Genomic DNA, 23,846 nt, shown 5'->3' with positions numbered 1-23,846 from the left:
CATTAGCAACATTAAAATTTAATAAGCAAGCGTTACCATTTATTCAAATATTGACCTATTCGCAGGATGAGTTCAAATACCTAGATTTTATTAGAGCTGTGACCTTGAAAAATTGTTTGTAGAAGATAATCTGTCACGTTCTTATTTTTTTATTTCCTATTTGAAATTGAAAGCCTTTTTAGGGTAAAGATTTTACCTATTACCACAATTCCCTTTCTACCTAAGAAATCCTATTTTTGCAGCCCATGCTCGAAAATTTTGATCCTTCTTCTTTTGATCTCCCGGTAGCGGAGATTATTCCTCAAGTTAAATCCCAGCTTTCTTCTGCTAACTCCCTGATCATCCAAGCCCCTCCGGGTGCCGGGAAAAGCACACTCCTACCCTTAACCTTACTTGATGAACCCTGGCTGGCTGGCAAAAAGATCATCATGCTGGAACCAAGAAGATTAGCGACAAAGACGATTGCTCAACGCATGGCATCTATGACAGACACCAAGTTGGGTCACCTAATAGGCTATAGAATTCGATTCGAATCGGCTATATCTGTCGACACAAGATTGGAAGTAATTACTGAGGGAATATTGACTCGTATGCTTCATTCAGACAATGCACTGGAAGATGTAGGTTTGGTGATTTTTGATGAATTTCATGAGAGAAACCTTCATTCTGAAGTCGCTCTAGCCCTTTGTCGGGAAGTGCAGCAAGTACTAAGGCCTGATCTTAGAATCCTTTTGATGTCTGCTACCATAGATGCGAAAGTGCTTTCTGGTTTGCTCGGATCAACCGTGATCGAAAGTAAGGGTCGGCAGTATCCTGTGGAAGTGAATTATATGAACGAGGTCGATCAATATTCGATTGGAGAAGATACCGCAAGGCAGATTATTCCATTGACCAAAGTTCATGAGGGGGATTTTTTGGTGTTTTTGCCTGGTCAAGGTGAAATCCGAAAGGCTCAGGATATTTTAAGAAAAGCACTTCCCAACGATCTGGTATTGCCACTTTATGGGCAACTGTCTCCAGGTGATCAGAACAGAGCGATCATGCCTCATCCTTCCGGAAAGCGAAAGATTGTACTTTCCACAGATATAGCGGAAACTTCTTTGACTATCGAGGGAGTAAAAGTGGTAGTAGATTCAGGCTTCGCCAAATCATCCAGATTTGACCCAAGATCTGGTTTATCTCGCTTGGTTTTACATAGAATCAGCAAGGATTCAGCCGATCAAAGATCAGGTCGTGCTGGTCGATTGACCGCGGGTCACAGCTACAGACTTTGGACACAAGCCATTCAAAATCAACTGAATGAGTTTAGAACGCTGGAATTGATGGTAGCAGATTTGACTGGTTTGGTGTTGGATATGAAAGCTTGGGGAAAGCAGGACATCCGTTCCATGACTTGGCTCACTCCCCCTCCGGCTGGTACATTAGCTTTGGCAGAAAAGACACTGGAATCCATAGAAGCGATAGTAGATGGGGAGCTCACCCCACACGGGAAGGAAGTTCATAAACTGCCAACTCATCCACGAATCGCGCACATGCTGATCAATGCAGAGGAGATTGATCAGCTTGGTTTGGCGACGGATATAGCAGCGATTTTGGATGAACGAGATCCACTGGGGCCAGATGTCGGTGTGGATTTGAATCTACGAATAGAAGCACTTCGAAGATTCCGTCAGCACAATGTCAGTATTCCTAGGATTAAGAAAATAGAAAAGATGGCAGCATCTTACCGCAAGATGTTTTCTATTCAGCCAGAAAATAGCCCTGTTGATCCTTGGCAAACTGGCCTGCTTCTAGCCTATGCCTATCCTGAGCGCATCGCTGCAGCTCGTCCAGGAAATAACGCCCAGTTCCAATTAGCAAATGGAAAGATCGCTCAGATCGGGCATAAGGATGATTTGGCTCATGAGTCTTGGCTTGCAGTAGCTCATGTGGATGCACGGGAAGGAATGGGCAAAATCTGGATGGCTGCTCCGATCAATCCCAAAGATTTGGCGCCTATGTTAAAGGCAAAAGAAGTCTTAAAATGGGATAGAAAAAAAGGTGGCTTACAGGCACATTCTGAAATTCGGATTGGATCAATTATCCTAGGCACGCGGCCATTGGCAAAGTATTCTGAAGGAGATGTGACCGAAGCAATCCTGGAAGCGATCCGCGAAGAAGGTGAGTATTTACTTGATTTCAATGAGGATGTAGAGCAATTGATTCTACGGATACAATCCTTGAAACAATGGTATCCTGATCAAAATTGGCCAGACTGGTCAGTTGCATCACTTTGTGAAAATCCAGAAAATTGGATAAAACCATACTTGGAAGGAATTCAGAAAAATGATGATTTCAAAAAGTTAAACTTGAGTCAAATATTGTTGCATTCTCTTGATTTTGACCAACAAAAGGAATTAGATAGGCTTGCACCAGCGAGTATTGAAGTACCATCTGGGAGTAAAGTAAAACTAGAATACCGAAAGGAAGAAATCCCTCTTTTGGCAGTTAGACTTCAAGAGCTTTTTGGTTTGTTAGAAACCCCGACTGTGAATAATGGAAAAGTAAATGTCTTGATTGAGATGCTTTCACCAGGATATAAACCTGTTCAGCTTACTCAGGATCTGAAAAGCTTTTGGCAAAATGGGTATTTTGAAGTGAAAAAGGAACTGAAACGACGGTATCCAAAGCATGAATGGCCTGAAGACCCAATATCTGCTGAAGCCGTAAGAGGTGTGAAAAGGAAGAATTAAACTTTAAGCAGCAACAGGATTAAAGTTATCTAAGTAATTCAGGAATTGAAGAAAAGCGGCTATTGTAAAAGGTGTCATTTCTTCAGAATTGATTTTTTCAAGAAAAGACTGTCTCAGGATAGGGTAATCTTCTGGATTGTAGAGTTTACTAAGCCCAGTAGATCGGAAAGCTGATTCCACCATATTGTAAGATTCAAATGGATCTTCCTTATGATCCAAAAATTCCTGCTCAAGGATAATAGGATCTATCATTTGATCTAGCCATTTGAAACCCGTTGTTAAAAAGAAATTTTCTACTGAATAAACTAATTCTCTCAACTGCTTTGGATTTGACACCCTAATTTTTCTTGGGTGAAAATTCCCCAAATTGTTCGGGGTTTGTATTAATGTGATGGATTGATCAGCGTATTCAATTGGTGTTGGAAGAAACTTTTTTACCAATTCTTCCACTTCATTTATACGAATTCCAAGGTGATATTCAACCCAAATTTCATCGGATCCTTCTACAAAATGGACGTAAATTATCTGTTTCCCATGGGGAAAAACCTTTTCAAAGAACAATTGCGATTGATTTAATTCAAATCCATTTTCCTTGAAGAATTCCGAGTGCAGACAAATAACATCCTTTTTCCTCATGACAACATTCCTTTTTTGTACTATAAAAACACAAAAATCGGGCGAATGTTGTTATTCCTCAGAAAATAATTCTCGAATTTCTGCTAAGATTGGTTCAACCTCCGATTTTTTCAACTGAAGACTTCCCTCATCTTCTGGGTTGTGTAAATAATGGTTCCAATGTTTTTCAGCCTTCCGAAGGGTGCGCGGAGTCATATCAAACTCCACCTCATCCAAATACATTTTGGCTAAAGCCTGAGCCTTAAAGTTGCCAAAAAGGAAAACCCTAAAAATATCCACAAAGCGCAAACTCAAATCGAATTCCTCCAAAATCTGAACGAAAGCTCCTTGATGAGCTCTATTTTTCTTATCGTTAATAGCTTCAAAAATCGCATCGAGCGACTCCTCATTGTATGGAGATTGCGAAAGCGCACGACAAGCTAAGTAAGAAATCTCCCAATTATCGCCTTTAACCAACTCAATAATCGCGTCTCTACCACTTTCATTAAGCTTTTTCCCAAGTTTATCTGCAAAATAAAAAGCTTCCTTTTCATTGGGATCGCTCATACGCTTGATCAAGCTTTGGATTTCCTCGTCCATGATTTTTCGGTTTATTTGTGCAAATATAATTGAAAAGCCTCCCCCGCTATGATTTCCGGCAATCCAAAGTTAATAAGTCTTGAAAAGTACCAGTCAATTCTGGAGCTCAGCAATAGACAGGGTTTAGATGGATCATATGAAAAGGCTAAACATCAATGGATAATATCGGATTCTGAGTCTTGGCTAGCTCGGGTTTCCCTTCCTTGGAATATGTCTCCAAATGAGGCTGGAATTCTTTCTGTAAAAGATGATTTCCATCTTGCTTTGGTATTGATCCGAGCAGGCATAGCGGTTACGGGCTATTTTCATAATGGTGAAATGCTGGATCATAAAGTTTTCCGAGCTTACATGGTTCGCCAAAAACAAGGAAAAAGTCAGATTAAATACCTCAAAACCAAAGGTAAATCCAGAGCTGGATCACGATTAAGGCTGGGAGAATCAGAACAGTTTTTTGAAGACATCAACCAGCGACTGCAGCAATACGAAGAGAATTATGCCATTACAACGTGGGGAATCAGCTGTGGAAAAACGCTTTGGCCCTACTTCTTTGGAAGTGAAACGCCAACTCCTTTCTCAAAGAATGCAGAGAACATGATTACTATACCCTTCCATGTTCAACATCCTGATTTTGAAACTTTACAAGCAATTCATAAGAAATTGAACGGGATTCATTTGACACTTTCTGAGAAAGGACAGGAGGTTTTTGACCAGACTGATAAACTTGATGTAGGCAAAACTGAGGATGATGATAATTGGTGAGTTGAAATACTTCAATTGATTTACGAAACTTGTAAGGCCTTGTTATGCATTTTATCTTTAGCATCAGAAATGATCATTCCTTAAATCCTTCTTTTATTTAATTACCATGACCAATAAACTAAATTGGCTATTCCTTTTATTAATTGTGATATCATTGGGAGCCAAAGCACAGAACACGCTGCATCCTACTTCTTCTGAATATGAATATCCCACTGATCCAAAAGTGGCCGAGAAACTTGAGCAATGGAGAGATCAGAAGTTTGGAATTTTGATCCATTGGGGAATCTATGCGGTACCAGGAATAGTAGAATCTTGGAGTATAGTAAATGAAGATTGGATCAATAGAAAAGATACTACCCAGAGCTATGAGGATTATAAAAAATGGTATTGGGACTTAAGTAAAAAGTTTGATCCCACTGGTTTTGATCCCTCGCAATGGGCTAATGCAGCTGAGAAAGCCGGTATGAAATACGTGGTTTTTACCACCAAGCATCACGATGGCTTCAATATGTTTGACACTCAGTTTACAGACTACAAAATTTCAAATGGGCCATTTAAAAACAACCCAAAAGCGGATGTAGCTAAGCATGTCTTTGATGCATTTAGGGAAAAAGATATGATGATTGGAGCTTATTTTTCTAAGCCTGATTGGCATTCACAATATTATTGGTGGGATTACAGAGCTACTCCGGATCGAAATGTAAATTATGACATCCGAAAGCATCCTTGGAGATGGAATCAGTACGTGCAGTTCACCCACAATCAACTTAATGAGATTACAACCAAATATGGTAAAATAGATATTCTTTGGCTTGACGGAGGCTGGGTAAGACCAAAATCCACCGTCAATGAAGAGGTGCTTAGTTGGGGGGCACCGATTCCGGATTTTGATCAGGAAATCAATATGCCGAAGGTTGCCGAAATGGTAAGAAATAACCAAGAAGGAATACTCATCGTGGATCGCACGGTACATGGACCATTCGAAAACTACAGAACTCCTGAGCAGGGAATACCTGCAACTATGTCATCAGATCCATGGGAAAGCTGCATTACGCTAGGCGGAGCTTGGGGCTATGTTCCAAATGATAAGTTTAAACCATCTCGCAAAGTCATTCATCTATTAATTGAAATCGTCGCCAAAGGCGGAAATTTATTACTTGGCGTTGGTCCAACAGCTGATGGTCTTTTCCTTCCTGCGCAAGTTGCTAGATTGGAGGAAATTGGAAAGTGGCTTGAAGTAAATGGTGCTGGAATCTACAATACTCGAGCAATCGAAACTTTTCAGGATGAAAAGGTTTACTTCACTCAAGGTAAAGCCAAAGAGATGTATGCTTTGCTGCCGTTGGAAGAGAATGAAGAACTAGAAGAAACTATCTCCTGGAGCTTTAACCCTCCTAAAAAGGGAAGTAAAATCACTATTCTTGGAGAGAGTAAATCTCTAAAATGGAGAACAGAAAATGGAAAAACTTTGGTTTCAATTCCTAAGAGCATTCTGCAAAAACATAAAAATTCTCCTGCCATTGTTCTGAATTACATTTCAGAATAAAGTAGATTTCACCATTCGATTACACACAAGTAGATGGAATTAACCACAGTAATAAAGCCTTTTGAAGAGCTCAGCAATCATGAGTTGTATGCTATTATCCGACTTCGTAATGAAGTGTTTGTTGTAGAGCAGAATTGTGTTTTTCAGGATGCGGATAATAAGGATCAATTGGCCGACCATGTGATGATCGTGGCAGATGATTTTTTAGTGGCCTACGCAAGAGTGCTACCTGCAGGTGCATCTTTTGATGAACCTTCCATAGGCAGGGTTGTAAGCGACATGAAAGCTCGAGGTACTGGCGCAGGAAGAAGGTTGATGAAAGACTCTCTTGCCTTTATTTCAGAAAAGTACGGTTCCTGCACTGTAAGGATTGGAGCGCAAACATATCTAAATGAATTCTATAAGTCTCTGGGATTTGAAAATGCAGGAGAAACATACTTAGAAGATGGCATTGAACACATTGAAATGACCACTCAGGTGTAAAAATTAATTTAACCACTAAAACAAGTTTTGGAGATGTGTAGGAAAAATTCTTTGATCAGTATTTTCTTAATTTTCATAGCAATTCAAATTTCCGTAGCTCAAGAGTCTTTTATCTACAAAGAATTGGATACCACTAAGCTAATTATGGAAGTGTATTACCCTGAGCAAATGGTGAATAAGGAAAATTATCCTGCCTTAGTATTTTTTTTTGGCGGTGGTTGGAATTCAGGCAGTAGGGCTCAATTTGAACATCAAGCTGATTACTTTTCCAAAAGAGGCATCGTTTGTTTTTTGGTTGACTATAGAACCCGAAACCAGCATCAAACTAGTCCATACGAATCTGTAAAAGACGCCAAATCCGCCATCAGGTTTTTGAGGGAAAATTCTGGTAAATTCCATATTGACCAAGATAAAATCATAGGATCTGGAGGTTCTGCGGGTGGGCATTTGGCTGCTGCCACTGCTTTGATAGACGGTTATAATGAGTCGACAGATGATTTATCGATTAGTCCCATTCCCAATGCGTTGGTTTTATTCAATCCTGTAATAGATAATGGTCCGGGAGGTTATGGATACGAGCGAATTGGGGACCAATTCAAAGAATTTTCGCCTCTTCATAACATTAAGGATGGAGCTCCTCCTACCCTGTTTTTACTTGGCACCAAAGACGCATTAATCCCAGTCGTCACAGGTGAATATTATAAAATGGTCATGGAAAAAGTTGGCAGTAGGTGTGATTTGATTTTGTATGATGATCAGCCGCATGGCTTCTTTAACTATGCCAATTTTGAAAATTATAAACAGACAGTTGAAGCTACGGATGAATTTCTTCAATCATTAGGCTACCTTCAAAAAGACCCTCAAATTATCATCAAGTAAGGGCAAATTTCTGCAACTTTAACAGTCGTGTTGCAAAGTATTTTTTAGGTATTTCAAATGAAAAAAAATTTGGAGTATCATCTATTTTCACTGTTCCAATATTAGAATTGTTTTACTGCTAGGCTTATAGTTGTATTTTTCAAAGATTAATATATTACTATTATTGTTTTTTATACTTATATTAATGCTGTTAATATCAAGAATAACAACCACTATTTTTAGTCACAGTGATTTAATCAGGATACTTTTTCCTAGTAGGAAGAAATACCATTCTTTATCATCACTTCAATTTTTAATTCAGTGTACCATGAAAAAAATCTTCAAAGTTCTCGGTTACCTAGTTTTAGGTGTTTTATTCATTTGTGTAGCATTATTTACTTACGTCTCTTTTGCATGGAATAAATCTTATGATGCCCCATTCCCGTCAGTATCGGTTAGCACTGACTCAACTGTACTAGCAAGAGGACAATATTTAATTTATGGACCTGCACATTGTGCCACATGCCATATTGCACCTGAAGATTACGATGCAATGAGCGCAGGAGAATTGGTGCCACTAGCAGGTGGAAATGAAATAGTAATTCCTCCGGGAATATTCAGGCCAAGAAATCTTACGCCAGATGTAGAAACTGGAATAGGATCATTGACAAATGAGGAAGTTGCGCGAGTGATGAGATTTGGTGTGGGGCATGATGGAAGAGTATTGTTTCCTTTCATGCCATTTGAGAATATGACTGAAGAAGATCTAAATGCTATCATTTCATTTCTAAGATCAAGACCTCCTGTATCCAAAAAAATAGAGGCCTCCGATTATACCTTCCTTGGTAAAGCTGTACTTGCATTTGGAATGATAAAGCCTACAACACCTGGAGCCACACCGAAGAAGGCTCTTAAACAAGAAGCCACCGCTGTATACGGCGAATATTTAGCCAATTCAGTAGCCAATTGTGCAGGTTGCCACTCACCAAGGGATTTAAAAAGTGGAGAATTTCTTGGTCCCAAATTTTCCGGAGGATTAGTTTTTGAAGAAAAGAATGCCTTTTTCACTACCCCAAATTTGACACCTGATCCAGAAACGGGATTATTAGCAACATGGAATGAAGAATCTTTCGTTACTCGCCTTAAATCTGGATTAGTACATGAGGGAACTCCAATGCCCTGGTCAAGCTTTGCAATGATGGATGAGGTAGATATGCGAGCAATTTATAGATATTTAAATTCACTACCCCCTACTAAAAATCTTATTGAAAAAACTGTGGTAATGAAAGAATAGTCCGAATCAGATAGAAATACCTAATACTTGAAAATTAATATGCGTTCTCTCAAACCAAAAAAGCCGGAATTACTTCCGGCTTTTGTATTGGTTAAGTTTATAATTAGGTGGTGGTGTTTGTCACATCACCAGGGTAATTCGCATTTAACATATTCATAGTCTCATGAGCCACCTTGATGTTATACTCGTAGGCAAGACTCTTGTAATTTACCAAGTCGACAATCGTACCAATAAAGCAAAGTCCAAGCGTCAAAATGTATAGTATTCCTAATCCAATTTGACCAAGAATAAATCTATGCAGTCCGGCAAAGCCAAAGAAGCCTAGAAGAGTTAAGATCAAAATCATCTGAGAGTCCTTTCTTCTAGCACGATAAACCTGTGCGAAAAGAGATGCTTGATCCTCGTCCATATTTTTCATCAAACCCTGGATGTAACCCAGTTCCATTCCTTCCAATTCAGGAAGATGTCTTAATACATTAGCCATAATTGTGTGTTGTTTTTAAGTTTTTAATAAGTTGCCAAATTCGAGAGATAATAACCGCATACGCTAGCAAAGCAAGTGGATGCATTTCCCAGGAAGCCTGAAACTCTCCTTTTGAAAGAAGACTCATAGAACGTCCCAGGCCGCATCCAGGACACCAATCAATTCCCAGTTGACTCAAAGGACAGAGGCTTAAATGACTCCCTCCATGAGGATCTAAGAGAATAATTGCTACTAAACTTCCGATCCAAAAGATCAACTCTAGCGGCAAGATTGATATCCATCGGGTGATTACCTTCATGTTTACTTGATGTACGAAAAAGATGCCATTGATTAAAAAGGCCTCCAAACACGTTTTTTAACAGTTTTAGCTAAAATAGGTGAATGCAAGCGTACATAAAAGTGTACGGTTATGAACGGTTAAATTCCGGTAGTTTAATTTCCAGCTTTTGACCGTATAGCGCTAGTTGATTTGATTCATTTTGTCGTGCTACCTGTGAGTATCCTTTATTCCCGCCATAATTTTTCCAGCCAGAAAATTTAAAAACCAAACCTAGCAACTCCCCATTCACAGGCACTGCGGATTCAATTCCGAGTGCTTTTGAAACTTCCTTACCTAAAAAAAAATTCAGAATAGGTACCACTTGACTTGATATAATAGGATCTGGAATAGTTGATTTATAATAAGCAATCAAGGCTTGAATCAATTGATTGCCAGCATCAGTAGCTTTTATATGCCTTTTTCGAATAAGTTTTTCAAGTGCAAATGCCTCTTTAGGATTTTCTGGCCAGTACTTTTCATTAATTCCCATCAATCGACCAACCCATTTCCAATACTGCATAATTACGGAAACTTCATCAGGGCTTACCTTAAACCCTATTTTTTTCCAGCCTCGAATGACTATAAGACTAAAAGAAAGGTTGGTTCCTATTAGATCTTCCTGATTTATAGGTTTACCAAAACCCTCCTTCCAATCTGTGCCATAGTTTGATATAAAATAACGGCTAAAAGCATGTATCAAACGGACCTTGGCGCAGGTCAGGAAGGCTTTCTTCTTTGTGAGAAATGCCCCTGGCTCGAAAATATCCAAGATGAAGCTGCCTGTCTCTCCTAATCTTCGGCCTATATCACTGAGAATTCGCTTAGATCTAACCAGTACTTCTGCCCCATCACCAAACGCATAAGCATATGGCAGCGAGTAAAATCCTAGCATGGCTAGGTATAAGTCACCTTTTTGATCAAAGAGTTTTTGACCTTTGATTAATATATCCTCGGGGATTTCATTTTGCCTTAGGTAAAAATTAAAAAAGCTCTGAAACTCCTGGGGATATGATTCATCAATTTTAGGGGGAATCTCCTTCCAAGAGTTTATTAGGGTAATTAATTCGGGATTCTTGATTAATAGGCTAACCAATTTATCTGCAGATGGGTCTTGTATTTTCCGCAATTGATCTAATTCGATATTCTGGTATAGTTTTAGTTTGCTCACAGCATTCTAACCTTGATTTTGTACTTTGGTTAAAAAATTTCAGTAAACATATGAAATCGAGCAAGTCGGAGGCGACACACAGAGGGATGATTATCCACCGTGCGAGATTCCATGTGACCATTAAAAAACAATTATAAACACATGAAATCGAGCATGTCGGAAGCGACAAACAGAGGGATGATTATCTCCCAGGCGAGATTCCATATGGCCTTTAAAAGACAAATTATAATCATATGAAAAAGAGTTTGTGCCTAGTGCTTATTTCTATTCTGTTTGGATCATTTTCAGGCTTCGCTCAAGTTGGCACTGACCTCTGGGTAATCAATACTAGCGGAAAGGGAGGTAACCTTAAATTATTGACTGAAACTGCCTATGCACTGACGGATCGCCCGGAATATGATAATCAGCCCAGTTTTATCAATGAGTATCAAATGGTCTTTTCTGCTGCTGATGAAAATGACAATTTTGATATTATAGTTTATAATTTCAACTTAAAGAAGTTTACCAATATGAGTAGAACTTCTGATAGGAATGAAAACTCACCTATGATTACAGACTGTGGAATGTACATTTCCGCAGTAGTATCTGAGCCTGATAAAAAACAAAGAATTTGGTTATATCCCCTGACTTTTGAACCCGCAGAATTACTTTACGATGACATAGAACCTGTCGGGTACTACGATTGGTATGATAATAAAGCAGCGATGTTTATCCTAGGTGATCCAAATAAGTTAATCTATGCCAAAGGAAGAAATGATTTATTAGAAATAGATTCAGCCATCTCTCGATCCATTCATAAGCGACCAAAAACCTCAGAAATCACCTATATGACTGAGCCTTCTGCAGCTGAAGCGGGAATTATTAAAAGTTATGATATTGAAAATGGAGAAAGAGAAGTATATCTTGGGGGGCTTGAAGGTTCTCAGGATTTCATCTGGTTGGATAAAAATCATCTCCTGATGGCTTCAGGAAATGAAATATTTATTAGAAAATATAACAATACAGAATGGGAATCAATTGGAAAAATCACTTCCGACACCCATGAAAAAATCACCCGAATGGCCTACAGTCAAGATTTAAATGTGCTCGTGGTAGCAATGAACAGAAAATAATTTTAATCTATGAACCCTATTAAATCGTCCTTATTAATGGCTGCGCTTCTGATTGGAACGCAGGGATTCTCTCAAGAAATAGAAGACAAAAAAGGCATTGTCGCCAAAAATGCTGAATTGGTGAAAGTACAAGACGGCTTTGAGTTCACGGAAGGCCCGGCTGTGAATCGATTTGGAGATGTTTTCTTCACGGATCAACCAAATAACAGAATCCATAAGTGGAATGCCTTGTCTAACGAAGTCAGTGTTTTCAAGGAAAATACAGGAAGATCAAATGGCATGTATTTTATGCTTGACGGCACCCTGGTTGCAGCTGCAGACAATAAAAACGAACTCTGGGCTATTGATACAGATGGCAATCACGAGGTTTGGATTTCAGCTTTCAAAGGAAAAAAACTCAATGGCCCAAATGATTTGTGGGTTAGACCAAAAGGTGGGATTTATTTTACTGATCCACTATATCCAAGACCTTACTGGGAACGAAGCAAAGAATCCGAACAGGAAGGGCAAAATGTGTACTTTTTATCAGCTGATAGGACAGAACTTTTCGCAGTTGCAGAAGATCTGGTTCAGCCAAATGGGATCGTCGGGACGCCAGACAGCAAATATCTTTATGTATCTGACATCGGAGCCAAGAAGACCTATAGGTATGAAGTGCGGGAAGATGGTTATTTGATCAACAAGGAGCTGTTTTGCGAAATGGGTTCCGATGGCATGACCATAGACGAGAGAGGAAATGTTTATCTCACTGGAAATGGTGTTACAGTATTTAATAGAAATGGTGAGCAGATCGCGCACATTCCAGTTCCTGCAGGCTGGACAGCGAATGTGGTATTTGGTTCCCTTGATAGAAAAACCCTATTTATCACCGCCTCCGATGCAGTTTATACTTTACAGATGAAAACCAGAGGAGTTTGGTAAAAAACAATTCTAGAAATAAACCCTAAAAGCAAAACCCGGAAGAAAATCAGTCTTCCGGGTTTTTTATGTTTTTATTGTCAGCTTCTACTTAGGGAGGCTGATAATAGAAAATGAGTTAGAAAATACCGATGTAGTGATTTCCTGGCTGATTCACCAAAGTAGCACCTTTGCTAGCAACACCAGTATTGCTATCAATAATGTAAATGTTGCCATTTTTACCTACTGGCGTGATCGCGATATACACATCTGCTCCATCTACCACAAAACCTTGGTATTGGTTGAACTCCAAATCAGCATCATAAGGAAGGTCTACAATAGAAGCCGTTCTGGCATTCAGATCCATCCATACTACGAATCCATTTTCTGCTCCATCATGAGAAATTAAAGCAAATGCTTTTCCGTTTTGAGCGTATTTCCATGCTTCAATAGTCACTCCTGACAATCCAAGTGCATTATTCAGACTGAAAACATATGAATCGTCATATTCATTGTTCTGATTGATTCTCAGGATATGGGAGCCATTTGGATCTCGCTCAGTAGCCTGATATATATTTCCATCGTCAGCTAGGTAGCTGTAGTGACTTCTGTAGCCGCTATTATCACCATGTCCTACAGCTGAAGTAATCACGGTCGGGTTGGCAAAAGAAGGGTAATCTACCACCACAGATTTGCTACCCAATCTCTCATAGTCACCTTCAGTTTCTCCAGTCTCCACATTGTACTTACGCATCCAAGTACCGATGATTAACTTATCTTTAGCAGCATTGAGTACCGATCCATCCAGTCTGAAAATTGTATGGCCAGCAGCTTCCTCCTCTTCGGTAAGAGGGATTTCATACTGCACATAGTTACTTATCAAAGACTCCTGTAAATCCAAAGCCAAGATCGTAGCCACACCTCTATAATATTCAAAAGGGGTGGTCGGATTAGGATCTTCTTCAGTCGGCGCATTGTTCGCTGCAATATTTGCCATGTTTAGCGCAATACCTGTCTTGTCCCCGTCAAATAATTTCAACCAGCGAGGCGAAGTGCCTGCGTACTGGGAAATATTCACTGACACATCGGACTGGACGAAATTGCCCCCCCCATTAACGGTATATCTGGAGAATTCCCCGCCGTTATCACCCGTATAAGCGATATTGAATAAAGTAGAGCCATCTTCTGAAGATTGAAGACGAGCGGTTCTGTTTGATTTCACTCCAAACCCCTCTGTATATACACTAATCTGATTTTCAGGGTCCTTAGCTTCCTCTTTTGTCACAGAATAAACCATCGTTCCTCCGTTGCCATCACCAGGATTAGTTCCCATCAAGGCTCCTGCTACTGTGATGAATCTGCCTTCGGTTTCTACTGGAGGAACGATAGGATCACCGCCATTGTCGCTACAGCCGATAAGCGTTAAAGAGCTCACTAGGACTCCAAGTGTCAAAAAGTATAAGAATTGCTTTTTCATAATTTACTTGTGATTGGTTAATTACAATAGGTTGATTTAAAATTTATTAATGGTGTAATTCAGTTTCAGGTAAAAGCCTCTACCTGGCTTTTGAACAGCAAAATTGTCGTAAGCTTGCTGGTCAAAAAGATTTCTCAAGTCTGCGCTAACCACCAGCTTTTCACTTGGGAAAACATAATTCAATCCTATGTCTTGGATGAATTGCCGAGGGGTCCGAAAATCTTCTATTTCCAACCAGGTGGTATAAAAGCGATCTACAAAGCCAAAACTGTAGTAGAAATTCAGAGCAGAACGTTTTTGGATTACATTCTTAAAACCGTACTGTACGGTAGAATTAATTGTGAAAAATGGTTCGTTCGGTAGCTGTCGATTGTAATAGGTGTATTCATTTCCATTTGGATCATATTGAATATTGAATACAGAATTGAACTTGGAGAAATTGAGCAAAACACTAAAATTGTCATTCCAGGTATAGTTGATTTCTCCTTCAAACCCGATAGACTTTGTTTTTCCCAAATTTTCAAATGGATCTGTCTGTACCGCATCATTCAATCTAGGATTGATTCTTCGTACGATTTTATCCTTTGTATCCCGTAAAAATCCTGAAGCATAAATGGTCAATTTACTTGTTGAATTTAGCTGGTAGGGTCCGGTGCGTAGTCCTAGATTAAGGTTGTTACTGACCTCAGGCCTGATCCCTATATTTTCAATGATATTTTCTCCTGGGCTACCGAAAATTTCATTTTCAGAAGGCATTCGCACAGCTTTTTCCGCTGAAAGTAGCATTGTCAGGCTGTTATTTAAAGCATAAGAAGTTGCCAATCCGTAGCCAGAAGTTGTGTTTTTACTTGATACCCTATCTTCAGACTTTACAGTTTCTCCATTTTGGGTTACCAAAACCGGATCCATTCGGTCGATTTCCTGTTGATAATATTTACCAAAAAGATTTGCTTTAAACTTTGACTCAAACAGTGTCGCTTCATAGGCAAAAGCGGATATATTTTTAGTCAAATCCCGTGTTCCAATAAACTCACGCTCTCGGGCAGGTCTCATCAAATCACGCTGAGTTCTATCTATGGTGTAATACATATGACTAAATACCATTCGATGCATTTCTGAAATGGAATAAGTCGCTCCGCCTCTGAAAGTGGCAATATTTCGGTTGATGTGATTGATAGTTGGAGCTCCTTGTTGGGCGCCGTTTGGCCTTAAGATTGGGCTACCATTTAGACCAATACTTTGCTCCCCAAACCAATTGTAATTCCATTTAACAGTATCATTCACGACCTGCTTACGGTCACTGATCATTCCATTGAAATTCAGCTCTAGTCCATTTGTAAGGAAGTCTGATTTGACATAATTGACACTAACAACTTTCGCTTGAGACTCTGTAAATCGACCCTTATACGGTATCGTCATGTAGGTGCCATGCTGGATTTCATTGTAATCGTCTGATACATTAAGTCCCAGATAGAATTGGTCAGCCCATTTAACGTTTGTGAAACCAACCTGAATATTAGCCCCAGCAGATTTATAGGCATCATTGAATCGCTTAGCTCGGACGTATTCATAGCGGCCGTTTGCTAGGATATTTCTCACGAATTTTCCCCAAACCTCATAGTCATTGTCTGAGAAATTGTAGAAACCCGAAGCTTTTACGGTGAATCCAGAATTAGAATTCCGATAAGACCCACTGACATTTGCTTGCTGTGTATTGAAGGATCCGTAGGACAAAGAGGCCGTCACATTATTCATTGCCCCTTTTTTCAGGATTACGTTGATTGCTCCACCTAGCGCATCATCAGCCAAATGAGCTGGAATCACCCCCTTGTAAACTTCAATTCGATCAATCAATGCTGGAGGAATACTGTTCAAACTAAAGGATGCGCCATAAGTGGAAATAGGAACTCCGTCGATGAAAATGCGGACTGAATTGCCAGACATACCATTCAGATTATAGGAAACCTGAGATCCTAAACCACCATTTTGACGAACTCTCACTCCTACTGATCTATTTAATAGATCATTGGTTTGCAGGGATTGTAATGAAGCTCTTTTTGTCTCTATTACATTTACAGCAAATCCGGTTTTTTCAACCTCATTTTTTATTGATTCACCCGTCACTTCTACCTCATCCAGCACCTTTTCACCTGCTCTTTTTACGACAGTTTCCAGCTGAATTCTAGGTTTGTCAATTTGGATATTGAAGTTAAGTCCTTGGATCTCAATGCTACTTACTTGCACCTGATGAGCCCCAAATGGAACATCTGCTAGTTCATATCTACCCCTTTCATCGGTTAATGCTTGTTTTTTCAATTCTTGAATAAATACGGCAGCATAGGCTACCGGCTCTCCATCTTCAAAAGTCAAAAAACCCGTTAATTTCCCCGTTTGAGCGGAGCTCACAAGAGAAATGAAGAGACCTATAATAAATACGAGAAAAGTAAAACTTGCTTTCATACGCCGCCTATAGTTGAATATAGCAGCAAATCTAAAGCTTAATTATAATTAATCTAAATAAGGATAAAAAATATTGGAAATTAGTTGAGCGAAATTCTCTCAGAAGAATCTAACAGTCTATGAACCAATACTTACTAGTGAAATTGGAATTTTCAGTTTATTAAAATCAGAAAACCAAAAAGAGATAATCTTATGTTTTCAATAAGACAATCAGGATAAAATCTCTTAAAAAGCCTCTCCGATAAAAATATAGAACCCAGATCCCTCCTGAGTCAGCGCATAGTCAAGACGCGTATAAATATCCTTTTTAGGAAAAAGTAAAAAGCGAAGACCAGCCCCTGCTGACCAAACAATTTTATCTAAGTTGAGATTAGAAAAATCAGGAAAAACTGTGGCTACACCGGCAAATGCAACTGCACCTATTCGCTCGGAAAACCCTAAGGGAAGAGGCAAAAAACGCATTTCTATCTGAGATGCTAGCTGATTGTTATCACGAAAACGACCAGAATAATAACCACGCATCATGCTATCCCCTCCCATCAAGGCTAATTGATTAAATGGAATATCTCCAGTATTGAACTGTCCCAAAAGCTGTGCTGCAAACACATTTTGTTGTCCTACGGGACGATAGATCCTAGTATCTGAGATCACTGAATTGAATTCAAAACTACTAATTCCTTCAAAGTATTTCAGGTATCCAAGCTCAGAAAAAAACCCATGACGTACATTCAGCACATTGTGCCTATTGTCGTACACAATTCCCGCACCTATCCCAAAATTGGTGGATCCTTCACTTCCTACAGGTAATTCAAAATCAGGAGCTTCTGAAGATGATTCAAAGTTTACTCCTCCCAATCGTTGAAAATCTAGTTCTAAACCAACAAAGAGATTATTCTTTACTTTTCTAAGCACGCGCTCTTTGATCAAAACTTGATTTGCATCTACCAAGGCCAAGTAATCCGGCGAACTGTCCATTCCTATTCCATAGTATTTTAAAGGAAAGCTTTGAAACCGCAATCTTCCCAAGAAAAACCACTTACTCTGGTCTGAATATAAGGCATGATCAAACCAAAGTCCATATTGATTTTCAAGCGTGAAAAAAGTAAATCCACTTACCTCACTTAATCTATTGGTGGTGTCCCGACTCGCATAATAAACATATAACGAGGAAAGACCAATCTCCCAACTAGTCTCAGGTGAATAAGCCAAAGTTGGATAGATTAGAAATTGTGGCCTGCTAATGTCTGACGTATCATTAATCAAACTATTAATATAACGCTTCACAAAACCTTGTGATTTACAGTCCTGACTAAACCAGATCTGAATCAGCAGTAGCAATAAAAATTTGTAGTGTAGTGATTTAATGGTTTCCGGATGGTTACAAAATGGATGTTTTCAAAAACTAGAATCGGCAAGATCACTCTTCCTGTGTTGAATAGCAGAGCTCGATTTATTAACAATTAGTACCGTCCACATCACAGGCTTCTCCATCTCCTTCAGCCATATTTAGTACAGGATTAGTCTTGGCAAACTCATTCCAGGCTTTTTCAAGTGTCTGGTCAAAGACCTCATCCGGCTGTGCACCTGAGATCCCAAACTTTCTGTCCAGTACGAAGAATGGAACTCCCTTTACTCCCAATTGACGGGATTCATAAATATCCTGATCAACTTCCCTCTCGAATTTATCAGACGACAACACATCCTGAATTGCTGCAGATTCGAATCCAATTTCTTGTCCTAAACCAAGCAAAACTGCATCATCATCGATATTTAGCGAATCAGTGAAATAGGCTTTTAGCAGACTTTCTTTCATCACATCACCTTTACCAGCAGTTTTAGCTAGATGCAACACTCGGTGAGCTTTCTTGGTATTTGCGACTACTGTCTTATCCAAGTGATACTCCAAACCCTCCTGAGCAGCCATATTGGATACATTAGCTGTAATCTCTTTTGTTTGCTCAAGTGACCAACCTTTCGCTTCTGATAGATATTCAAGCGAACTCTTATTTGGTTGAGTTACCTGATCTGGATTGAGTAGAAAGCTCTTCCATTCGATTTCGATTTTATCTTTCTGAGGAAATTTTGCAATCGCCTTCTCTATTTTTCTTTTGCCTATGTAGCAAAAAGGACATGCTACATCTGACCATATTTCTATTTTCATAGCTAAATTCTTTAATTAACTTATGATGAAATAGAAATTAAGCCAAAAGAGTTCATCCGATTTGAAAACCAAAGAATGCCCGTCCTGCGCTATGGAGATAGATTCCAAAGCCAAAATTTGCCCTATCTGTAAATTCGAATTCCCTCAGCGCTCCCCTTGGATCGCCTGGTTGGCAATCATCTTATTGATTGTTTGGATTGTTAGCTACATACTTTAATCATCACTTCTATGAATAAGCGGAAATTCCTAAAATCATTGGCCTTTCTTGGAATTGGCTCTGGGACAATTTTTTCGACAGAAAAAGCACTGGCAAAATCAATTTCAGATCTTGATCCTAATGCTGCTGATTTTTGGGATCAAATCCGCGCAGCTTATAAGCTGAAACCTGATTACATCAATCTGGAAAATGGCTATTACTGCTTTTTGCCTGAAGAGACATTGGAAAATTATATTAAGCATCTGAGAGAAGTCAATTACCAAGCTTCCAATTATATGCGGACGGTGCAGTGGGACAATAAGGCCAAAAGTGCTGCAATGGTTGCGGATCTTGTTGGAGCTTCTCCGGAAGAAGTCGTACTGACTAGGAATACAACTGAGTCTATTGATTTGATCATTTCAGGCTATCCTTGGAAAGATGGTGACGAGGCCATCGTTTCCAACCAGGATTATGAGAGTTTGCTCAATATGTTTGAATTGGCTGAAAGACGATATGGAATAAAAGTCAAGAGAATTGATATCCCGATGCATCCGGATAATGATGAAGAAATCGTGGATGTTTATGAAAAAGCCATCACTTCAAAAACAAAGCTGATGATGGTTCCGCACATCGTGAATATCACCGGACATATACTTCCTGTGCGCAAAATAGCTGATATGGCCCATGGACATGGTGTAGAGATCATGCTGGACGGAGCTCATGCTGTAGGCCATTTTGATTTCAATATCTCAGAGTTGGATTGTGACTATTATGGTTCCAGCCTACACAAGTGGCTCAGTGTACCTTTGGGCTGCGGAATGCTTTATGTCAAAAAAGGCAAAAGTGCGCAAATACGTCCTCTTCTTGCTCCTTATGTATTGGATCAAAAGACCCTTTTAAATCTTAATCATACAGGTACTCACGCCGTTTCCACAGATCTTTCGGTCATAGATGCGATCAACTTTTATAATAAAATAGGAAGCAAAAGAAAGGATGAACGCCTGAGATATATTCAGCGCTATTGGTCTGATCAGGTCCGTGGACTTCCCGGAATTAATGTAAATACTCCCAAAGACCCTCATCGCTCCTGTGCAATTGCCAATGTGGGTTTGGATGCTATGAGCCCTGCAGACATGGCCAAAACCTTAATCGAAAAGTATCAAATCTATACTGTGGCAATTAATGGATCGGGAGGTGTGAAAGGCTGTAGAATTTCCCCAAATATCTATACTTCAGAAAAAGAGCTAGACAAATTCGTATTTGCTTTGAAAGAAATGTCTGGGAATGCCTAGTTTCATTTAGCTTTGTACAATTGCCTTTTTGATAATTATTACCCAAATATTATTCTGAGAATGCTTATTTAGCCAATATAGACCTTGCTTTTTTCTGAATTCTGTAATAATTGGGCTTTTACACTAAATAATTCCTAAAATCTCTTGCATTTTCCTTGCTAAGGAATGAATTTTGCCTCCCTATTACGCATGATACAAGTAAATCACATAGCACCATCTTTCTTTCAAGCTACTTCTATAGCGCTGAAAGCTGATGCTATTGCTTTTTTCACTCCTATAAGGACGTGTAGATTTTTCTATAGGGTTTAACCCTTTGATAAATTTTTGTATTCCTACGTGGAGTACGTACCCGCCCTTTTACACTTTGATTTATTTACCAATTTTCCGACTCACGGAATTAACACATGCCATCCCTAATGGATAACATTTCATTTCAAATTATTGTAGCCAATCCTACCCACAAGGTATACTCCACTCAAATTACTGACGAGATGGAGAACTCCGCAAAAGCTCGAGGCACTGGTATAGCCAAGCGTAGTCCTTCTTATGTGGAAACCAAAATGGATGAAGGCAAAGCTGTAATCGCATTGACCTCAGATGGTAAATGGGCAGGTTTCTGCTACATCGAAGCTTGGGGACACGGTAAATATGTAGCTAACTCCGGTTTGATCGTTTCTCCTGAATACAGAAAATACGGTTTGGCAAGGAAAATTAAGAATGAGGTATTCAAACTTAGCCGTTTGAAATACCCCGATTCCAATATTTTCGGATTGACGACAGGTGCAGCGGTGATGAAAATCAACTCTGAGTTGGGTTATATCCCTGTATCCTACTCAGATCTTACTGACGACAATGAATTCTGGAAAGGTTGTCAAAGCTGTGTCAATTACGAGATTTTGATGAGTAAAAACAGGCAAAATTGCCTTTGTACAGCGATGCTTTACGATCCCAACTCTAAAAGAAACCATACTCAGGAATTAGCACTTCGAGAGGATTTCAAAAAGGATCTTAAATTATTTGATCGTTGGGTAAGATTAAAGAAATATGTGTTGCTTAAATTGAACAAATCCAAGGACAGCATTTCAAGCATCTTTTTATAAATCAATTCTTCCTTTTGGAAGCAAAAATCATATTAAAATGAAGAAAATAGTATTAGCATATAGTGGAGGCTTAGATACCACATTTTGTGCCTTGCATCTTTCCAAAGAACTGGGCTATGAGGTCCATGCAGTTTTAGTAAATACAGGTGGGTTTTCCGAAGAAGAGTTGAAAGATGTAGAAGAAAGGGCAAAAACTTTAGGTGTAGCCTCTTTCAAAATTCTCCATGTGATGGATACCTATTATAATGAGGTAATTAAATATTTGGTTTTTGGCAATGTGCTAAAAAACCAAACATACCCACTTTCTGTATCTGCTGAGCGTATTCTTCAAGCAAAATCTTTGGCAGAATATGCCAAATCAATTGATGCAAAAGCTGTAGCTCACGGTTCTACAGGAGCTGGAAATGATCAGGTTCGATTTGACATGATTTTCCAAACCATCGTTCCGGACATAGAGATCATCACCCCTATCCGCGATCTTAAATTGAGTCGTGCAGAGGAAATTGACTATTTGAAAAAGCATGGGGTATCGATGAACTTCGAGAAAGCCGCCTATTCTATCAATAAAGGAATTTGGGGTACTTCTGTAGGAGGAAAAGAAACGTTGACTTCTTCTGATTACCTACCAGATAGCGCTTGGCCTACCAAGGCAACTGCTATCGAGCCTTTGGAAGTTATTTTGTCTTTTAGACAAGGCGAATTGAAAGGCGTAGATGGAAAGAAATATGAGGATTCTGTAGAAGCTATTCAGGCTCTACAAGCTTTAGCTGGACCTTATGGAATTGGTCGCGACATCCATGTTGGCGATACTATTATAGGCATCAAAGGTCGTGTTGGGTTCGAAGCTGCAGCTCCATTAATCATTATAAAAGGACATCAGTTGTTAGAAAAGCATACCCTCACCAAATGGCAACTTTTCTGGAAAAATCAATTAGCTGAATTCTATGGCAATCACCTGCATGAGGGACATTACCTAGATCCAGTGATGAGAAACTTGGAAGAATTTATGGCAAGTACTCAAACATACGTTAGTGGGGATGTCAAAGTATTGCTTCAGCCATATCGCTTTACCTTACTGGGAATTACTTCTGAGCATGACTTGATGTCAAACAAGTTTGGTAGCTACGGAGAAATGAACAAGGGCTATACAGCGGATGATGTAAAAGGCTTTACCCGTATTTTGGGTAACCAGACCTCAATCTTCCATAAGGTAAACTCAGACAATGACTAAAATCAAAACAGCGATCATAGGCGCAGCTGGATATACCGGAGGAGAATTACTTCGTCTCCTGGTTCATCACCCTGCTTGCGACCTAATGTACGTACATAGCAATAGCCAGAAAGGGAAAAAAGTATCTGAGGTTCATCCTGATCTGATTGGGGATTGCGACTTGGTTTTCACTGACGAAGTGCAAACCGAAGGAATCGAGGCTGTATTCTTGGGTTTGCCTCATGGTGAGACTAAGGGATTTTTAGAGCAACATAATTTTTCTCCAGAAACAGTTCTAATCGATTTGTCAACTGACTTCCGTGACGAATCCAACGGCTTCACTTATGGGCTACCAGAAGTGAATGCTAGTAAAATCAAGTCTGCTAAAAAGATTGCCAATCCAGGTTGCTTTGCCACAGGGATCCAATTGGCATTACTTCCAGCCATCGCAAAAGGCTGGGTAAAAAACACGGTTCAAATCTCAGGAGTAACGGGAAGTACGGGGGCAGGCAAGAAATTGGCTGAGACCTCTCACTTCAGTTACAGATCATCCAATATGTCTGTTTATAAGCTATTTACTCATCAGCATCTCAAGGAGATTAACCAGACTTTCACCCAACTAAATTCAAGCTTTTCTTCCGAAATTCTATTCGTCCCTTATCGTGGAAATTTCCCTAGAGGCATTTGGATAACTGCCTATTTCCCATTCGAAGGAACTCAGGCAGAAGCTGTCGCAGCTTACAAGGATTTCTATAAAGGCGCTGCATTCACCCATGTTTCAGATTTAGATATCGATATGAAACAAGCAGTGAATACGAATAAAGCGATTGTTCATGTGCAAAAAGAAGCTGGACAGTTGGTGATTTATTCAGCGATTGACAACCTGCTCAAAGGTGCTTCCGGACAGGCCGTTCAGAATTACAATTTAGCATTTGGACTTGAAGAAAGGATGGGCTTAAATCTGAAAAGTATAGCGTTCTAGGATATTAGACGCTAGACATGTCTAGACAAAAGACACTAGAATCAAGATTCAAGATCGTTTGGTGATCACTTTGAAATTCGAAATTCATCATTCGACATTCA

21 protein-coding genes are annotated in these 23,846 nt (G+C 39.4%); 12 read left to right on the top strand and 9 right to left on the bottom strand.

Going from position 1 to position 23,846, the window contains the following annotated elements:
* Positions 1 to 245 precede the first annotated feature (245 nt).
* Complete coding sequence (hrpB, locus tag ACPUEN_RS04970) at positions 246 to 2,732, top strand: ATP-dependent helicase HrpB (RefSeq protein WP_425638976.1); 2,487 nt, start codon at positions 246 to 248, stop codon at positions 2,730 to 2,732.
* Between the two features lie 3 nt (positions 2,733 to 2,735).
* Here the strand turns inward: hrpB and ACPUEN_RS04965 are convergent, their stop codons facing one another.
* Together ACPUEN_RS04965 and ACPUEN_RS04960 are read right to left on the bottom strand one after the other, a co-directional pair.
* Entirely contained in the window at positions 2,736 to 3,368 is a 633-nt protein-coding gene (locus ACPUEN_RS04965; protein ID WP_425638975.1) for a hypothetical protein, read from the bottom strand.
* Between the two features lie 51 nt (positions 3,369 to 3,419).
* Positions 3,420 to 3,947 carry a HEAT repeat domain-containing protein gene (locus ACPUEN_RS04960; RefSeq protein ID WP_425638973.1) on the bottom strand — a complete coding sequence of 176 codons (528 nt, stop codon included), beginning with the start codon at positions 3,945 to 3,947 and terminating at the stop codon, positions 3,420 to 3,422.
* Positions 3,948 to 3,995: 48 nt separating this feature from the next.
* Between ACPUEN_RS04960 and ACPUEN_RS04955 the strand changes: the two genes are divergently transcribed.
* The 5 genes from ACPUEN_RS04955 (at position 3,996) to ACPUEN_RS04935 (ending at position 8,887) form a co-directional block, all read left to right on the top strand.
* Positions 3,996 to 4,706, top strand: a complete 711-nt coding sequence (locus ACPUEN_RS04955; RefSeq protein ID WP_425638971.1) for a hypothetical protein — start codon at positions 3,996 to 3,998, stop codon at positions 4,704 to 4,706.
* Between the two features lie 106 nt (positions 4,707 to 4,812).
* The gene (locus ACPUEN_RS04950) at positions 4,813 to 6,252 is read left to right on the top strand and encodes an alpha-L-fucosidase (protein ID WP_425638970.1); all 1,440 of its coding nucleotides are present in this window, start codon (positions 4,813 to 4,815) and stop codon (positions 6,250 to 6,252) included.
* Between the two features lie 33 nt (positions 6,253 to 6,285).
* Entirely contained in the window at positions 6,286 to 6,735 is a 450-nt protein-coding gene (locus ACPUEN_RS04945; protein ID WP_425638968.1) for a GNAT family N-acetyltransferase, read from the top strand.
* A gap of 33 nt (positions 6,736 to 6,768) precedes the next feature.
* A complete protein-coding gene (locus ACPUEN_RS04940; RefSeq protein ID WP_425638966.1) occupies positions 6,769 to 7,614 on the top strand; it encodes an alpha/beta hydrolase in 846 nt (281 codons plus the stop codon).
* 307 nt (positions 7,615 to 7,921) lie between these two features.
* Positions 7,922 to 8,887 (top strand): c-type cytochrome, encoded by a 966-nt coding sequence (locus ACPUEN_RS04935; RefSeq protein ID WP_425638964.1) that lies wholly within the window; start codon positions 7,922 to 7,924, stop codon positions 8,885 to 8,887.
* Between the two features lie 103 nt (positions 8,888 to 8,990).
* Here the strand turns inward: ACPUEN_RS04935 and ACPUEN_RS04930 are convergent, their stop codons facing one another.
* From ACPUEN_RS04930 to ACPUEN_RS04920, 3 genes are all read right to left on the bottom strand, one after another.
* Positions 8,991 to 9,371: a TM2 domain-containing protein gene (locus ACPUEN_RS04930; protein WP_111610970.1), complete on the bottom strand. Its 381-nt coding sequence runs from the start codon at positions 9,369 to 9,371 to the stop codon at positions 8,991 to 8,993.
* Positions 9,364 to 9,498: a DUF2752 domain-containing protein gene (locus tag ACPUEN_RS04925; protein ID WP_245947028.1), complete on the bottom strand. Its 135-nt coding sequence runs from the start codon at positions 9,496 to 9,498 to the stop codon at positions 9,364 to 9,366. Before ACPUEN_RS04925 ends, ACPUEN_RS04930 begins: the two co-directional genes overlap by 8 nt.
* 280 nt (positions 9,499 to 9,778) lie before the next feature.
* Positions 9,779 to 10,858 carry an oxygenase MpaB family protein gene (locus ACPUEN_RS04920; RefSeq protein ID WP_425638963.1) on the bottom strand — a complete coding sequence of 360 codons (1,080 nt, stop codon included), beginning with the start codon at positions 10,856 to 10,858 and terminating at the stop codon, positions 9,779 to 9,781.
* 233 nt (positions 10,859 to 11,091) lie between these two features.
* On the opposite strand from ACPUEN_RS04920, the gene ACPUEN_RS04915 reads away from it, so the two are divergent.
* Together ACPUEN_RS04915 and ACPUEN_RS04910 are read left to right on the top strand one after the other, a co-directional pair.
* Positions 11,092 to 11,970, top strand: coding sequence for a hypothetical protein (locus ACPUEN_RS04915; RefSeq protein WP_425638962.1), 879 nt, complete (start codon positions 11,092 to 11,094; stop codon positions 11,968 to 11,970).
* Between the two features lie 9 nt (positions 11,971 to 11,979).
* Positions 11,980 to 12,891, top strand: coding sequence for an SMP-30/gluconolactonase/LRE family protein (locus ACPUEN_RS04910; RefSeq protein WP_425638960.1), 912 nt, complete (start codon positions 11,980 to 11,982; stop codon positions 12,889 to 12,891).
* A 115-nt stretch (positions 12,892 to 13,006) separates the two neighbouring features.
* Here the strand turns inward: ACPUEN_RS04910 and ACPUEN_RS04905 are convergent, their stop codons facing one another.
* From ACPUEN_RS04905 to ACPUEN_RS04890, 4 genes are all read right to left on the bottom strand, one after another.
* A complete protein-coding gene (locus ACPUEN_RS04905; protein ID WP_425638958.1) occupies positions 13,007 to 14,344 on the bottom strand; it encodes a hypothetical protein in 1,338 nt (445 codons plus the stop codon).
* A gap of 36 nt (positions 14,345 to 14,380) precedes the next feature.
* Positions 14,381 to 16,804 (bottom strand): TonB-dependent receptor, encoded by a 2,424-nt coding sequence (locus ACPUEN_RS04900; protein WP_425638957.1) that lies wholly within the window; start codon positions 16,802 to 16,804, stop codon positions 14,381 to 14,383.
* Positions 16,805 to 17,029: 225 nt separating this feature from the next.
* A complete protein-coding gene (locus ACPUEN_RS04895) occupies positions 17,030 to 18,142 on the bottom strand; it encodes a BamA/TamA family outer membrane protein (RefSeq protein WP_425638955.1) in 1,113 nt (370 codons plus the stop codon).
* A 115-nt stretch (positions 18,143 to 18,257) separates the two neighbouring features.
* Entirely contained in the window at positions 18,258 to 18,965 is a 708-nt protein-coding gene (locus ACPUEN_RS04890) for a DsbA family oxidoreductase (protein WP_425638953.1), read from the bottom strand.
* A gap of 228 nt (positions 18,966 to 19,193) precedes the next feature.
* Here ACPUEN_RS04890 and ACPUEN_RS04885 point away from each other — a divergent pair, with 228 nt between their 5' ends.
* The 4 genes from ACPUEN_RS04885 to argC all read left to right on the top strand — a co-directional run bounded on the left by ACPUEN_RS04885 (position 19,194) and on the right by argC (position 23,745).
* On the top strand, positions 19,194 to 20,453 hold the full coding sequence (locus tag ACPUEN_RS04885; RefSeq protein WP_425638952.1) for an aminotransferase class V-fold PLP-dependent enzyme: 1,260 nt from the start codon (positions 19,194 to 19,196) through the stop codon (positions 20,451 to 20,453).
* 416 nt (positions 20,454 to 20,869) lie between these two features.
* Positions 20,870 to 21,553: a GNAT family N-acetyltransferase gene (locus tag ACPUEN_RS04880; RefSeq protein ID WP_425640151.1), complete on the top strand. Its 684-nt coding sequence runs from the start codon at positions 20,870 to 20,872 to the stop codon at positions 21,551 to 21,553.
* Between the two features lie 37 nt (positions 21,554 to 21,590).
* Entirely contained in the window at positions 21,591 to 22,784 is a 1,194-nt protein-coding gene (locus ACPUEN_RS04875) for an argininosuccinate synthase (RefSeq protein ID WP_425638950.1), read from the top strand.
* Positions 22,777 to 23,745, top strand: coding sequence for an N-acetyl-gamma-glutamyl-phosphate reductase (gene argC, locus ACPUEN_RS04870; RefSeq protein WP_425638949.1), 969 nt, complete (start codon positions 22,777 to 22,779; stop codon positions 23,743 to 23,745). The genes ACPUEN_RS04875 and argC overlap by 8 nt, the downstream gene beginning before the upstream one ends.
* The last annotated feature ends 101 nt before the right edge of the window (positions 23,746 to 23,846 follow it).

The organism is Algoriphagus yeomjeoni, assembly GCF_049821175.1.
In the GTDB taxonomy this organism is placed as follows: Bacteria; Bacteroidota; Bacteroidia; order Cytophagales; family Cyclobacteriaceae; genus Algoriphagus; species Algoriphagus yeomjeoni_A.
This window is presented reverse-complemented; position numbering and strand designations above follow the sequence as displayed.